The organism is Nibrella saemangeumensis, assembly GCF_039541915.1.
Lineage (GTDB): Bacteria > Bacteroidota > Bacteroidia > Cytophagales > Spirosomataceae > Nibrella > Nibrella saemangeumensis.
This window is the reverse complement of record NZ_BAABHD010000024.1, coordinates 395,210-409,559: the sequence shown is the minus strand read 5'-3', so window position 1 is coordinate 409,559 and position 14,350 is coordinate 395,210. Positions and strand designations below refer to the sequence as shown.

Annotated in this window: 9 protein-coding genes; 1 reads left to right on the top strand and 8 read right to left on the bottom strand. The window is 54.7% G+C overall.

Going from position 1 to position 14,350, the window contains the following annotated elements:
• Nucleotides 1-261: 261 nt before the first annotated feature.
• A complete protein-coding gene (locus ABD949_RS11615; protein WP_345243599.1) occupies nt 262-1,533 on the bottom strand; it encodes a PQQ-dependent sugar dehydrogenase in 1,272 nt (423 codons plus the stop codon).
• A gap of 170 nt (nt 1,534-1,703) precedes the next feature.
• Between ABD949_RS11615 and ABD949_RS11610 the strand changes: the two genes are divergently transcribed.
• On the top strand, nt 1,704-2,000 hold the full coding sequence (locus tag ABD949_RS11610; protein ID WP_345243598.1) for an NIPSNAP family protein: 297 nt from the start codon (nt 1,704-1,706) through the stop codon (nt 1,998-2,000).
• 8 nt (nt 2,001-2,008) lie between these two features.
• On the opposite strand, the gene ABD949_RS11605 is transcribed toward ABD949_RS11610, so the two are convergent.
• The 7 genes from ABD949_RS11605 to ABD949_RS11575 all read right to left on the bottom strand — a co-directional run bounded on the left by ABD949_RS11605 (nt 2,009) and on the right by ABD949_RS11575 (nt 14,336).
• Nucleotides 2,009-3,697: a serine/threonine protein kinase gene (locus ABD949_RS11605; RefSeq protein WP_345243596.1), complete on the bottom strand. Its 1,689-nt coding sequence runs from the start codon at nt 3,695-3,697 to the stop codon at nt 2,009-2,011.
• A 102-nt stretch (nt 3,698-3,799) separates the two neighbouring features.
• A complete protein-coding gene (locus ABD949_RS11600; RefSeq protein WP_345243594.1) occupies nt 3,800-4,582 on the bottom strand; it encodes an FHA domain-containing protein in 783 nt (260 codons plus the stop codon).
• A 2-nt stretch (nt 4,583-4,584) separates the two neighbouring features.
• On the bottom strand, nt 4,585-8,661 hold the full coding sequence (locus ABD949_RS11595) for an FtsW/RodA/SpoVE family cell cycle protein (protein ID WP_345243592.1): 4,077 nt from the start codon (nt 8,659-8,661) through the stop codon (nt 4,585-4,587).
• Nucleotides 8,662-8,791: 130 nt separating this feature from the next.
• Nucleotides 8,792-10,249, bottom strand: a complete 1,458-nt coding sequence (locus ABD949_RS11590) for a protein phosphatase 2C domain-containing protein (RefSeq protein WP_345243590.1) — start codon at nt 10,247-10,249, stop codon at nt 8,792-8,794.
• 173 nt (nt 10,250-10,422) lie between these two features.
• Nucleotides 10,423-11,370 (bottom strand): hypothetical protein, encoded by a 948-nt coding sequence (locus ABD949_RS11585; RefSeq protein WP_345243588.1) that lies wholly within the window; start codon nt 11,368-11,370, stop codon nt 10,423-10,425.
• Between the two features lie 98 nt (nt 11,371-11,468).
• Entirely contained in the window at nt 11,469-12,209 is a 741-nt protein-coding gene (locus ABD949_RS11580; RefSeq protein ID WP_345243586.1) for a LytR/AlgR family response regulator transcription factor, read from the bottom strand.
• Between the two features lie 84 nt (nt 12,210-12,293).
• Entirely contained in the window at nt 12,294-14,336 is a 2,043-nt protein-coding gene (locus tag ABD949_RS11575) for a sensor histidine kinase (protein WP_345243585.1), read from the bottom strand.
• Nucleotides 14,337-14,350 lie beyond the last annotated feature (14 nt).

Here is a 14,350-nt window from a genome sequence, read left to right as displayed (position 1 = left end):
GTCCAAAAGCGAGGAGTGAAATCTTGTTAAGTTGGTCACGCTACAAAACAAGCATTTGCCCTCGCTTTTTCCTATTCTACCCCCTCAATGTCCAGCACTGAGCAATTTTGGGCCAGCATGGCTTAGCAACCTGTAACCCCGTTGTGTCAACCAAAAAATTCTGCCCCGGAGAGGATAGCCGTACGCTAAAGCCTCCGGGGCAGAATCTCAATAATAAGCAGCGATAAACGACCTGCGGTTACAAATTAGGTTGATACTGGTTTACTGCGGACGAGCGTAGCTAATCTGGTATAGCGTTCCGTTCAGGTCGTCGGTAACGTAGAGGGAGCCGTCCGGGCCTTGGGCGAGGCCGCAGGGGCGGTGCTGAATGGGGCCGGTGGGTTTGGCCAGGTCGGTGCCGGCGAAGTTATCGGCAAAGATTTCCCAGGGGCCAGAAGGCTTACCGTTTTTGAAGGGCACAAATGCCACCATATAGCCTTTTTTTAACTCCGGCGATTGGCCGTGAAACGCAATGAATGCGCCGTTGCGGTATCGCTCCGGGAACATGGTACCCGTATAAAACAACAAGCCGTTTGGTCCCATATGGGCCGGGAAAGCGGCCACCGGGTCGATGGTTTTGGCTCCGCCGGTCTTTTTGCCGTCACCGCCGTATTCCGGCGCTAGTATCTTCTTTTTCTGGATGTGGTCGTAGTAGATGTACGGCCAGCCGGCATCATCGCCTTTACGCACTTCGTACATGGTTTCAGCAGGCAACTGACCGCTCTGCTGCGGGGTGTAGTATTGCGGGTAAAAGTCGTGGAACTGTCCGCGGCCGTGCTGCATCACGAACAGCGTATTCGTTTTGGGGTTCCAGTCCAGCCCGACTACGTTTTTCAGACCGGTTGCGTACTTGATCCCATCGCCGTAGGTTTGGTTCTGCCTGTCGGCCCGGAACTGCCAGATACCGGCGGCCGAATCGAGCAGAGGGCAGGGCATCATGCCTTTGCCGGTACCCGGTTCGCGGCAGGCATCATTGTAGGAGGCTACGTTTACGTAAATATGCTGCTGGTTATCCACCACAATCGACTTCGACTCATCGCGCCCTTTCGCCACCAGGCCGGTCACCAGCGTTTCGGGCTGGTCAGGCTGCAGGACTTCTTCTTTGTCATTGAGTTTGTAGCGGAAGACGCTGGTGTTGGACGAGGTATACAAATACCCGTTTTTGATGTAAATACCGGTACCGGGATAGTCACCGAAGCCGGTTTTTTCGTCTATTGAGCCATCCTTATTTGTGTCGCGCAGGCGATAGATGCCTTTGCCGTCTTTTAGTTTAGAAAGCTTGACGTAGATATCGCCGGTCTTGCTGACGACGATATGCCGGGCCGGGCCCAGGTCTTCGGCAACGATGGCAGCCGAAAAACCGGCCGGCACTTTAATGTCGACAGCGGGTTTGGCTGCGTTCGGGGTGGTGTCGCCGGACGCAAGGGCGGCTGTGTGAGTGAATCCGGTTAGCGCAGTCACCAGGAGCGTTACGCGAAAAACAATTTTGTGCATAGGGTTGAATTCGACAGATCTATTTCCGAACTTTCTGTTAAATACGTTCTGGAAATGAGCGGGTTAGTTTAAAGTTTACGGGGCCGGTGTTGAACGAAGGCCCTTCAGGTACCAAAGCAGGGAATTATTGTTTTCTAATCTGCCTGATTGGGCATAAACCGCTAACGTGTATGATTGTCGTCCGTGATATTTTTCAGATTGAGCCAGACCAGATGAAACTGGCGAAGGAACTAGCCAAACAAAGCCGCCAGATTGAAGACCGGCTGGGGCATCGGACCGCACGTATTCTGACCGATTGCGTCGGCGAATACTACACGCTCATTACGGAAAGTGAATTCGACAGCCTGGCGGAGTACGAAACTGCCATCAAGGCGGTGATTGCCGACCCCGAGTGGCAGCAGTTTTATCCTCAGTTCCGGCGACTGATGCGCAGCGGCCGGCGCGAAATTTTTACCATTTTGGAGTGACGCTTACGCTACTCATCAATGCGCTTCAGGTCTTTTTTATTCAACCAGCCTCGTGTGACTTGTCCCTGTTCATTGGTGTATACGACGTAGATAAAGCCGCGTCGCTCGTCCAGGGGTTTCAGCCGGGCATTGTTCCACTTATTGATGTGAATATTTTCCTGCCGGGCACTTTCGTCTGGCTGGGTGTGGAAATGGGCGTAATCGGACTGAACGGTGTATAATTTCCCCCCGCTGTCATCGTCCGACTCTTCGTCGGAGGCCTCTGCTGTTTGTTCCGGTGTACTGTTGGTTTGAGCGGGTGGGGTAGCTGGCGTATTCGTTTGGGTATCCGTCGCTTCGTCGTCCGTTTGTCCGGCCTGATTACCGGCGTTCTGCGCACTTTCATTTTCTACGGTGTAATCACTGGCCGTCAGATCCGGCGTATCCGTTGTGCTGGTGGTATTGCCCGACGAGAGCGCCGACCGGGTGCCCTTCGTGGGTTTACTGGCAAACAGCTGATAGCCGGCAAACGCGCCGAGACCAATCAGGATAACGAGCGCGGCAAAGAAAGCAGCTTTGGGTATACGAATCACCGACGCATCTTCGTCGGCTACCGGGGCGTAGGCAGCCGTACCGTTTCTCAACCCGTTCAACTCGGCATCTTTCCGGACAATGGCTTCCCGGAGCGTAGCAATCTCCCGATCCTGAAACGCAACGGACTCCTTGAATTGCAAAACCTGGCTTTGCAGGCGCTCATTTTCGGTTTGCAGAACGGTGGCGCTGGCGGCACCGGCTTCGTTGCGCCGTACCGCCAGGGTGCTGCCGGAGACGATAGCCTCGTGCAACTCCATGCCGTTCTGATACCGGTTTTCCGGCCTTTTCTCCAGGCATTTGCTAATAACGGTAAGCAGCCATTCCGGCACCTGCATTTGCCTGGTCTTTCGGTCTTCTGTCCAACTGGCCGGCAGGTTTTGCCGGCGCTGGGCCAGCACATCCGGTACGGGCGTTTCCATATGGGCGACCATCACGTTGTTGCGGGCTGTTTCGCCTTTGTCCGTTAACGGAAACGGTACACGCCCCGCCAGGATCTCGTACAGCACCACGCCGAAGCTGTAGACATCCGTCTGAAACAGCATTTGTCCCTCGTTCTGCTCCGGAGCCATAAACTCAATGGCACCCGCATGACGCAGACTGGTCCGGCGCTGCTCGTCCGACATAATCGCCAGTCCGAAATCCAGCAGCACGTAATTTCCGGTATGGATGTTGAACTTGACATTATTGCTTTTGATATCACCGTGCCGCACACCCACCTTATGACAGTGTGCCAGGGCATTGCCCAGCTGGTCGGCTACTTTCATTACCTCCCGGATGCTGAACACCGGTTCATGCGGTGGTTTCAGCAGTTCTTCGAGGTCGGGGCCTTCGATAAACTCCATCTCGATAAACGGAAACGACCCGCTTTCGGTCAGCCCCGAATTCAGGATCTTGACCACGTTCGGGTTTGGCTGCTCGTTTACCTTTTTCAGCTTGTCGACTTCGTTCTGGAAGTCGCGGAAGTTCTTATCGTCAGCGCTTTCGGTATGAATGGGCGTTGGCAGCAGTTTCACGGCGGTAATGATCTCTCCGATACGCCGGCCTTTATAGACCGACCCCTGTCCCCCGGTGCGCAACGCACCCATGTTCTCCAGCCCTTCCGTTATCGTGAATACTTTAGCCATATTTTTGTTTCAGGTTTCAGGTTCCAGGTTTCATGTTTCAGCCGGAATAACCAGCAGTTACTGCGTCAGCAACCTGAAACCTGAAACCTGGAACATGAAACTCTATTCTTTCGTGTAACTAAACTCCAAAACAGCCGATTCGCCTAAAATGATTTGGTCCCCTTCCTGAAGGCGGTGGCCGACCTGGGTAGAATGGAGTTTGACGGGTTGCTCGTCGATGGCCGCCCGCACTTTAATTTTATTGCGGGGCGGCACGCCACCCTCGTCGGCAAAGAACATGAACGAGGCCGATTCGGGGTCCCACTCGATATGGGCGTGCTGCCGGCTGATGAATTTGTTGCTCTCGTGGGGGCTGTCGGCCGGAAAGGCGATGGTGTTCACCCGGAAAAAGCCGTCGGCCTGCTGCACCCGTTTCTCCCGGCCGATGTTAACCTTGCCACCGGTGGAGGTAAGTACGTATTCTTCTTTCTCTGCCTCCCCGTTCAAAATGCGGATGTAGGCAGTTGCCAGCTTCTGCATCGACGCGATGCGGGTATTGATGTACAGCGACGCGTCGAGGCCGGGGATCTTCCGGCCCTCCGCCGGTAAACTATCCACAAACGTCGTCTCAAAGGTCCAGCCTTCAGGCAGGTTAATGGCGAAATCATCGGCGATTTTCTGCACCTCTGCCTTAAAGCGTCCTTCATCGGCCTGGTAGACCGCAGCTTCGTACAAATGCTGCTCGTCGGCGGGCGGGGCGATGTACAGCTGTAAGCCTTTGATGGCGTGGCCTTCTCCGCCTTCGGCTTTCTGTAACTGTTCCTTGATAAAGCGCAGCAACGTATCCCGAACGGCTTTTACATCCTTCGGGCGGCTTTCCGCTTTCTTATTGAATAGATTAAACATACCTACTTGTTCTCAAAGCTCTTAATATAACCCTTTTGCAGCAAAAGCGGCACGACATGTTGTCCGGCCAGCCTCACCGCATTGCTGGAACCTCTGGTAGACTCCAGCCGGATGCAGGTGACAATATGACCCGATCCATTGGCTTTGGGCGCGAAGAACACGTACCAGCCGTCGTTGATGCGGCTGGTTTTCCAGATCCGTTCGGGGGTACCCGTCTTACCAGCTACGGCGATTTTTAACTGATACACTTTACCGGCACTCTGTTTGCGCATATAGTCCGTCATTATTTCCGCGTACTGCGGGTCATTGGCAATGGGCACCGGTTTCTTCACGGGCTGAGTCGAATTGCTAACTTTCAAGACAAACCGGTTAGGAATCAGCATACCACCGTTGGCGATACCGGCCGCCAGCCGGGCCACTGCCGCCGGCGTAGCGATCAGCTCGCCCTGCCCCCAGGACATACCGGAGATGCCTTTGGCACGGGTCCGCCGGATGTTGTTGGGGTTGTAACGGGGTTTGGTATTAAACTCGGTCCGTCTCCACAGATCCCACCAGCGTTCTTCCTGCGCTTTATCGACGGGTTGCTTTTCGTAGAGGTAGCCGCCGACTCCGCGTAAAAACATACCGGTTTTCAGGTACAGTTTAGCCATTTCCTCCTCCAGCCTTTCTTCATTGGCAATCTTGATGAAGTAGACGTTATTCGACTTAACCAGCGCCCGTTCCAGACTGATCAGACCGGTTTCGTCCGGTTCAATTCCTTTGGTACGAATACGCTCATAGGGATGGACCACGTAGTTCTTTTTGGTAGCGGCCAAACCCAGCTTGTTAAGAGCAGCCAGCGAGGTTATTACTTTGGCGGTAGATCCGGGCTGTGAGGCATAGGTAAATCCGAGGTCCGAGGTGGTCATCCAGCCGGCCAGCCGGTTCTGTTCGGCGGCCGTCATGGTAAGCTGGTCCCAGTTGGTAATCGGCGGCAGCGGGTACATCGCCGATGCCAGCACATCGCCGTTGCTGGCGTCCATAATTACCACCGACGCCCGGCTCTTTTTCACCGTATCATCCGTCGCCAGTGATTTTTGCAGGCTGGTTTGCAACTGCGCATCCATCGTGAGCTTTACATCCCGGTTTCGCTTTTTAAAGGAGGTAACCTCCTTGCTGTTGATACCCGCCAGCAGCAGCGGAGCCAGGGCGCTGTAGTCGCGCTGGGTAACGGTCATCTCCCGCACGCCACGCGGCAGAAAACGGTCTTCGCGGTAGCGGGTGGCTACCACCGGAAAACTCTTCGTGGGGGTTTCGAAGCCCCGGAGTTCGGCGGCATGTTCGTACTCGGCAAAATAGCCATTGGGGCTGCCGTTGAACACACTTGTGTTGGCATCCCCAATCCAGAAGAACATATGCTCGGCAAACGGATAGTACCGGTCGAGCCGCTTGTGCAGCGCCGAATCCAGGTTGTAATTGGCGGCCCCGGCGGTTGCCAGGGTATTGCGCTGCAGGCGGATCAGCTCCGGCCGGCTAGTGGCCAGAATGCGCCCTTCGCGGTCCAAGAGCGAGCCGGCCTGGAGCCGGTTCATCAGAATGTTGATACGGGGATTATAGCTGAACATCCGGCTGCCGCTGCGGTCGGCCACCAGCGCGGGCTGGACCACCCACTTTTTGTTGTTGAACAGGTAGCGGGAAACGTTGACCGTCAGCAGCAGAATACCGGCCAGGGCAGCCGCCAGCGCCGGCACCAGGTTGCGATCCTGCCGACCCGCGATATACGTCATCTGCACAGCTGTTCCCCGCAGCGACGAAGCTGATAGCAGAAATCCGGCCGCCAGCATATTGGCAATCAGCGACGAACCGCCGTAGCTGATAAAGGGGAGCGACACCCCCGACAGCGGTAACGCTCCGGTAGAACCACCCGCTATGAGCAGAAACTGCACGAACGTACTGACGCCGATACCCGCGCAGACGTAGAACAGAAACGGCGCTCCGGTTTGCCGGCCAATCAGGATGGATCGGTGGAGGTAAATCAGAAACAGAATGAAAATGGACACGATGCCCGCCCAGCCAAACTCCTCGCCAATGGCCGGCAGGATCATATCGGTATGGGCTTCCGGAATGGTCTTGGCAAAGCCTTCGCCGACGCCCTGGCCGGTTATGCCGCCACTGGCCATGGCCCAGATGCCGTTGGCGACCTGGTCACCGCCGTAGACTTCATTGTTCCAGGCGTCCAGCCAGATGGCTTTGCGGTCGGTCAGGCGCTGCACCGGTCCCGGAATCAGCTCATCCAGGTACGGAATCTGGTCGAGCAGCAGGAAGCTGGCCATCACCACCAGCGCCATCATCGCCGATTCGCTGAACTGTTTCCGGATGACGCGCATAGCCACCAGCACCCCGGCAGCGGTAATACCCGTGGCCAGCCAGACGTTATCGACCAGCCACGAGACCAGCACATAGGCCACCACCGAGCCGGCCATGAACAGAAAATCGCCCCGCGAAAACGAAAACAGGATGATGAACGTAAAACAGACAACAATGGCCGGCCCAAGGTCACCCAGGATCAGAAACAGCAGGATGGCGGAGATGATAGCAACCAGGACCACCAGCAGGAACGAGCTGCGTTTCTGCCAGCTGCGGTATTCGCTGATGAACGTTTCGTTGGCGGCAAAGAAACCGGCCAGAAACAGCACAATAGCGAATTTCACAAACTCACTGGGCTGAAACCCGAACAGGTTCACCTTCACCCCACTGCCTTGTGGCCCGGTACCAAATACAATGGTCAGGGCCAGCAGGCCCAGGGCTAGCCCCGCCCATTGCCAGCCATGAGCGGCTTTGGCAATACCCCGCAAGACAAACATTCGGTACACGCCCGAATCGGCGTTGAACCGGCGCAGGTTGAAAAACTGAAGGACCAGAATCGTCAGAAAACCCAGACCAAAATACGTCAGCGTACTCTGAGCCAGAAATCGGTCGCGGAGCGGGTCCTGCAAACTAAGCAAAGCCAGAAACGATATACCCGTCAGGGTCATCACCACGGGCAGAATCAGCTGGTCGGCATCCGGAAAGCGGAAACTCAGCAGCAGGTGCAGCAGCAGGAAACAGCCGAAGAAACTGCCGACAATGATCCAGTACCACTGGTTGAACTCACCGGGTGTGCGGACAATCAGCGATTTTTCTTTCTTGAGAATGTTAAAATCCCGGGTTGTCAGAAGCCGGATGGTGTGCGGTGCCTGCCGGAACGTGAAGGATTGGTCCCGGTTTAGCTCCTGCACGCCCTGCGTAGTGCCAAATTGATAGTTGGGTTGCAGCGGCAATACCTCAAAGGCTTTATCGTCGGGCAGGCGCTGAAACGCGAAGTTGCCGGATGCATCCGTACGGGCGTAGGCCGTCAGGCCGGTAAGTTGGCGGTGCCCCAGCGAATCCAGCACGTACGTTTTGGTAAAGCCGGTACCGGGTTCGGTTTTCAGGCGGTCTACTTCCGTCACCTGGTTGCTGTAGGCGCTGTCCTGGGGCAGAATCATCTCCAGCCGCACCAGCACGCCCGGTACCGGCTGGTCGGTTTCGTTGATAAGGTTACCGGTGATGCTGTGTTCCCCCAGACCTACATCGGTGGCGGCTGGTAACTGGGGGGGGCGGCTGCGCTCCTGGACAAACCGGACGGAGTCTTTGCCTGTATAGCCCAGCAGGGCACGGGATGCGGCTACCCGCCGGCGGAAGTAAGTCCCACCTCGGACTGCGGCATCTTCGGCCAGAACGTAGTATTTGCGCTTGTTGACTTCGCCGATGTTGTCGATAGGCTCTTCGGCCGGGTTGAGCCGGTCAGCAATGACAGACTGGATCAGGTTAATGTCTCGCCGGTCTTCAAAATAGAAGCCGCGCTCCAGCAGGGTCCGGATGCGCTGACCAATCTTGTCGCTGTTGAGGTTGACCATGGTGCCGTCGGCCAGCCGCTTGTCTACGTCCTGAAAGCCGCGTTGCAATTCGGAGTACAGGTTCAGGAACAGCCAGCCCAACACGAGGGTGATGAGTACGATAAATGTTCGCTCGATGCGTCGACTTTGTTGCTGGGTCTTGCGGGCGGGAGCTTGAATCATAATTTTATGGCAGGGTTATTACACAGAGAGGCACAGAGGAGCGCAGAGATTTACTAAAAACTCCGTGTATCTCTGCGCTCCCGCCCGGCGGCCCGGTCTGCGTATCTCCGTGTAATAACCCATCTCTTTTTCACTTTTTCTTTACCACTTTACTACTCACTACCGGTACCGAATCGGTTCGGAACAAAGTAACCGGTAATGGCCCATTTACGTACTGATTGTCGGAAAATAAAAATTGCGTTTGCACCGGCACCTGACAATTGCGGAACCTGACATTCTTCAGGTGCAAGGCGCTGTTCGGGGCCGAGATGCCCACCTGAAAGCCCTCCAGCGTAAGGTTATCCAGCACAATATACCGGCACTGTGCCGACAACCGGATGGCTGGCTCACTGTACGTGCTGTCACCGGTCAGGAGGATGTTGCCGGGTGCCTTAATGTACAGAGAGTCACGATCGATGCGCAACATAGAAGTAAGCCTGATGGGCTGAGCATAGGTAGTATCGGCCAGGTATAACGTATCTCCGGTGAAGGTATTAATGGCCTGCTGAAGTTTGATCTGCTGAGGGTCAGGTGCCGGCTGGTCTGACTTTTTTTGGGTCTGTTCGTTCTGCACATTTTGCCAGAGCAGGTATAACGTAGTACCCAAAAAGGCCAGGCATAGCAGCGAGAGAATAGTAATAATCCCCCGGCTGCTTTTGGGTTTCGGCTGGGACCTGGGCTTGGATTTTGGGGTCGTCCCCGTCTCCTTAACCGGTGGGATTATGGGTGCTGCCGCTGCGGGCGGTTCTTCGTTTTTTTTTACAACTTCCGCCGGGCGGGTAGCCTCCTGCAGCAGGGGTGCTTTGTCGTTGCAGACCAGCACTACCGTAATGTTGTCCTTACCGCCTTTCGCGTTAGCAGCTGCTACTAACTTAGTGCATTTCTCCGCCAGTGAACGGTTGGCCCGCAGGATGGCAGTCATCTCACTTTTGTTGACCAGATCGCTCAGGCCATCGCTGCACAGCAGCAGCATATCGCCTGGCAGAAACGGCGACTGACCAGTTTCGATATACTCTTCCTGCGTGTTGATCTCCCCGCCGAAGCCGATGGCTTTGTTAATCTCGTTCCGCTTGGGGTGGTTCATAGCCGCTTCTTCCGTCAGCCGGCCGGTATCCTCCAGAAACCCGACGAACGAATGATCTTTGGTCACCTTGACTAATGTGTCATCCCGCAGCAGGTACAACCGCGTATCGCCGACATGAGCGTAGTGGAACAGGTTGTTTTCCACATCAACTACCGCCATGGTCAGCACACAGGCCATACTGTCGTACTCCCGGACCTGCAGCTTTTCGGCGTAGACTTTCTGATTCGCCGTGATGAACGCCCGGCGCATCTGAGCCACCCAGTCGCCCGGCACAGTAGTGAAATCGTCGAGGATCGACTGCCGCGTGATAGCGGCCGCCACCTCACCACCGGCATACCCGCCTACGCCATCGATGACGCAGGCCAGAATATACCGGCCATTCCCGATAGGCTGGGCAATGAAGGCATCCTCATTGTTGTCCCGGACGCGACCGGTATCCGTTAACCCAAAGAAGTTGTCAGCCATTCCGCTCATGCGTATTTCGTATTTCCACAAAATGCACCACTAACAGCAGGGCGCAGATACCGAGTAGGGCCAGGGACATAGGCGTTTGAGTTGTTTCAGGTTTTAAGTTCCAGGTTTCAGCGAGGCCACCCGGCGATTGCTTTGTCCAAACATGAAACTTGGAGCATTGAACATTAAACCGGCTTAAAGATGTTAATTCCGACGATGCCGTTCAGCATAATGCGGGAGTTGATGGGAAGCTCTACCCACGAGGGGGCGTTTACGTCGCTCCGGGTGACCTCCTTCTCATTGACCAGGGTTTTCTCACCGAACGACGCGAGGTAAAACGTATTGTCTGCTTTGCTGTACCGGATGCGCAGGTGCGGGGTATTGACCCAGTCGGAGGGGATGCGGAAAATGTCGGGGCTGTCGCGGGTTTCTTCCTGCCCCGACACCACAATGTCTTCGCTGTTCATCAGAAACTCTATTTTTTTGCCCGAATAGGCTTTATCGGGCAGGATCGTTTCCAGCCGGGCCAGGCCAGCCTGCACGCTGTTGCTGAGTTGCTTTTCGTCGTAGTGCAGTTCCTCGGCGTAGGGCACCTCATAGTAGCCCTCGCTGTAAAAGTTGAAGCCCTGCAGGATATTCTGGTTGATGTCGAGCGTTTCGGCAATACCCGTCTGGCGCGGAATAAACGTTACCCGCAGGTTCTCTTCTTTCGGGGTGCTGCCGGGGAGTAATCGTCCGATGAAACCGATGTCTCCGCGTGCATAATCGGGATGCGACACAAACCGAAATACCCACTTGCGGCTCGACGGTTCGACGGTCTTGCCCTGCGTCCGGTGCTGCCTTAGCAATTGATAAAACTGCTTGACGGATTCATGGACAATCAGACCGAATATGCCTTTTTTGGCATCCATAAAGTCCTGGTAGTCATCCGGGTTGAAGCAGATGATGTATTCGTGGTAGAAGACAACCCGGTTGGCAAACGACAACTGGCCGATGGACTCGTTGAACTTGTCGAGGATATAATGGTATACGTTATCGGGCGTAATGGTCGGCTGCTGCGTGGCCGACACGGTCCGGTTCAGAAACCAGTCGTGCAGGCCGATCCGCTGCCAGAATGTTGGTTTTCCTTTCATGCAAGGGTATTCTTGGGTATCGGGGTCGCTGTAAAACAACCGAAGAACGGCTGTCGATGTTTAACGCTCTGTCCCGGCCTGCCAATATACGAATACCCTTATAACCACCCGAATTTCTGCACCAGCCGGTCTTTCTGATTCTTAGCGACCGGGATAGAAACGTCGCCCGTCATCACCAGATACGAGCCGTCGCCTTTGTGGTACATCTTGATGTGGTCGAGGTTGATCAGGTATTGGCGGTGTACCCGAAGGAAATTCCGTTCTTCGAGCACTTCCTGCACCTCGCGCAGCGTTTTCGAGAGCAGGTAATTTTTGCCGTTACTCAGAAAGAGTTTGGTATAGTTGCTGTCTGCTTCGCAGTAAACGAGTTCCTTCAATTCGACAAAGACAACACCGGTCTGAAACGGCACAGCAATCTTGGACGGATACTGTCCTTCTTTGAGCTGGAACCGCAACAGGTCAAGCTGCCGCTGGTCAATGCGGTGGCGTTTCTCGGCTTTGCGGACGGCTTCTGTCAGATGGGATACACTGAGCGGTTTGAGCAGGTAATCCAGCGCACTAAATCGGAAAGCCCGCAGGGCAAACTCGTTATAGGCCGTTACAAAAATCAGGCTGAAGGGAATGTCGTCCAGCTGCTCCAGCAACTGGAAGCCATTCATCCGGGGCATTTCCACATCCAGAAACACCACATCCGGCTCCAGGTTCCGAATCGCCCGTAGCCCCTCTTCCGGACTGGTCAATTGCGCCAGTACCTGCACCTGCGGGCAATGTTCGTTAAGTTGCAGCGCCAGCAACTGCACACAGTCAGGTTCATCGTCGATGATTATAGCCTTAAGCATAATGATTGAATGAGTGAAGGTTGAATGATAGAATGGCTCAATCATACTTGATTCAATCACTCTACCATTCAATCATTCTATGTATTATACCGGTATCTCCAGTACCACCTCCGTTCCAGCGGCTTGGCCGTACGCGTCGACCAGGTCGTGTACCTGTACCTGGGTTTGGGTCTGGTAAAGCCGGTTTATCAGGGAGATGCGTTCGCCGGTCATTTTCATGCCGAACGACTTGTGACGGGTGGCCGACTTGCTTTTCAGTTCGGCCGCTTTGGCCCGGCCAATGCCGTCGTCGGTGATAGTGATGCGCAGGCAATCGGTTTCGACCGGCTCAACGTTGACCTGGACATGACCGCCTTCGGGCTTGTGCATCAGGCCGTGCCAGATGGCATTTTCGACATACGGTTGGAGTAGCAGGGGAGGTATCTCGATGAGGTCTGAATCGAGTTCAGGATCTGTTTCTATGGTAAACCGGAGTTTGTCTTTAAAACGCATGGCCTCCATCTCCAGGTAGAGCCGCAGGGCTTCCAGTTCGTTGCTCAGCGTTACCCGCTCCGAGCGGGAGTTCTCCAGCACCAGGCGGATAAGCTGGCTAAAGCGGTTGAGGTAATCCGAGGCTTTGGCCGCGTTGTTATTCGTGGTGTACAGCTGAATGGAGTTGAGGCAGTTGAAGATAAAATGCGGATTCATCTGCGCCCGCAGCGCCGTCATCTGAATTTCGGCGAGCTGCTGGTCAAAGTCCAGTTTCAGCTGGCGGATGTGCTGTTGTTCCAGCAGTTGGCTTTGCTCTTCTACTTCGCGTGTACGGGCGTCTAGTTCAGTCTCTAACTTTCTGGCGAAGCTTTCCTGCAATTGATTTTTCTCCTCTTCCACCAGTTTACTGCGGTAGGCCAGGGCCAGCGCAAAGCAGAACAGTTCGACGCACAGCCCCAGCATCATGTAAAAAGGAGGGTAGTTGAGAAATACATTAGCTTCAGGGGAGACGTTTTCCAGGAAATAAGTGCCATGAACGGGTGAAATGGCAATAAAATACAGACTAATCTGACCGGTGAGCAGGTAAGGTTTAAGTTTAGTGTCGCTACGCACGGTCGCCAAAATCAGAATCAATCCCATCAACAGGGCCGGTACTGTATCGATTAGCAAAAACAAGGCATTGCTGGTAATCCACGTCCCCGTAAAGGCTTGAATGAACTCGGCAACTTGTAGCAGCGTAAGCACGATCATCATAAACTGAATAGCTCGCCAGAGTTTGGGTTGCTGGCGGGGCACTGCCAGTAAATTGGTCAGAAACAAGGCATACATCAGCCCCAGCAGATGCGTAAAGGTAAGCGTGACCGGATGGCCAAGAAACGGTAGGGCGGCTGGGGTTAGCCCGAGCTGAAAGCGGGGGTTTGCCAGGACAATAAGAAAACAGCCGGCTACTCCCGTGTAAAGCGAATAATACAGAAAAGCCTTGTCGCGGGTAAGCCGATACTGGAATAAAGCGTATCCCCCCATGAGCAGGAGGCCGCCCAACATCATGGCCATAGCACCAAACAGCCAGCGGCTCAGGAGCAGTTCCTGTGCAATGCCTGCCAGTAAGGTTTGCTGGTTATGCAACTGGCCGGCAATGTTGTCAAGCATAATCTGGTAATCGGCTACACGTACAAAATAATGATGCGTAGTCCGGGGAGGTATCAGGATTGGTATCGCTGCTACACCGTTAATGGTTGGCGATGTAGGAACGCATAAACCCCGGCTGCCTAAAAATTGAAAAGAGCCATTAGTCTTCCTGTACAGTGAGTATACGGCATGTATTCCACCCATGTACTCCAGGCGCAGTGTGTCAGTGAAATGGGTATTCGCCACCCGGAACTGGAGCCAGATTACCTGACTGGTCCGGGGCATTTTCCGGGCGTTACCATTATGTATCTGAGGCATTTGGGCGGCTGGAACAAACCGCTCGCGTTCTATAACCGATATAGGCGTCAGGGTATCGCCGGTCGGGTCCTCGTAGAATAATGAATTTGGCTCAACGGAAATCCCCTGCTCCAGCGTTGGCTGGCCGTGAAAGGTAAGCGCGGGAAGGCTCTGGGCCATTACCGCCCCAGCAGGGAGGATCAACAAAAAGAGAAGGACTACACCGCGCATAAGGATCAGATGCA

Bases quoted from the DNA above. Each gene is read 5' to 3' on its own strand.
- ABD949_RS11615 (WP_345243599.1), bottom strand. From the start codon at position 1,533: ATGCACAAAATTGTTTTTCGCGTAACGCTCCTGGTGACTGCGCTAACC.
- ABD949_RS11610 (WP_345243598.1), top strand. From the start codon at position 1,704: ATGATTGTCGTCCGTGATATTTTTCAGATTGAGCCAGACCAGATGAAA.
- ABD949_RS11605 (WP_345243596.1), bottom strand. From the start codon at position 3,697: ATGGCTAAAGTATTCACGATAACGGAAGGGCTGGAGAACATGGGTGCG.
- ABD949_RS11600 (WP_345243594.1), bottom strand. From the start codon at position 4,582: ATGTTTAATCTATTCAATAAGAAAGCGGAAAGCCGCCCGAAGGATGTA.
- ABD949_RS11595 (WP_345243592.1), bottom strand. From the start codon at position 8,661: ATGATTCAAGCTCCCGCCCGCAAGACCCAGCAACAAAGTCGACGCATC.
- ABD949_RS11590 (WP_345243590.1), bottom strand. From the start codon at position 10,249: ATGGCTGACAACTTCTTTGGGTTAACGGATACCGGTCGCGTCCGGGAC.
- ABD949_RS11585 (WP_345243588.1), bottom strand. From the start codon at position 11,370: ATGAAAGGAAAACCAACATTCTGGCAGCGGATCGGCCTGCACGACTGG.
- ABD949_RS11580 (WP_345243586.1), bottom strand. From the start codon at position 12,209: ATGCTTAAGGCTATAATCATCGACGATGAACCTGACTGTGTGCAGTTG.
- ABD949_RS11575 (WP_345243585.1), bottom strand. From the start codon at position 14,336: ATGCGCGGTGTAGTCCTTCTCTTTTTGTTGATCCTCCCTGCTGGGGCG.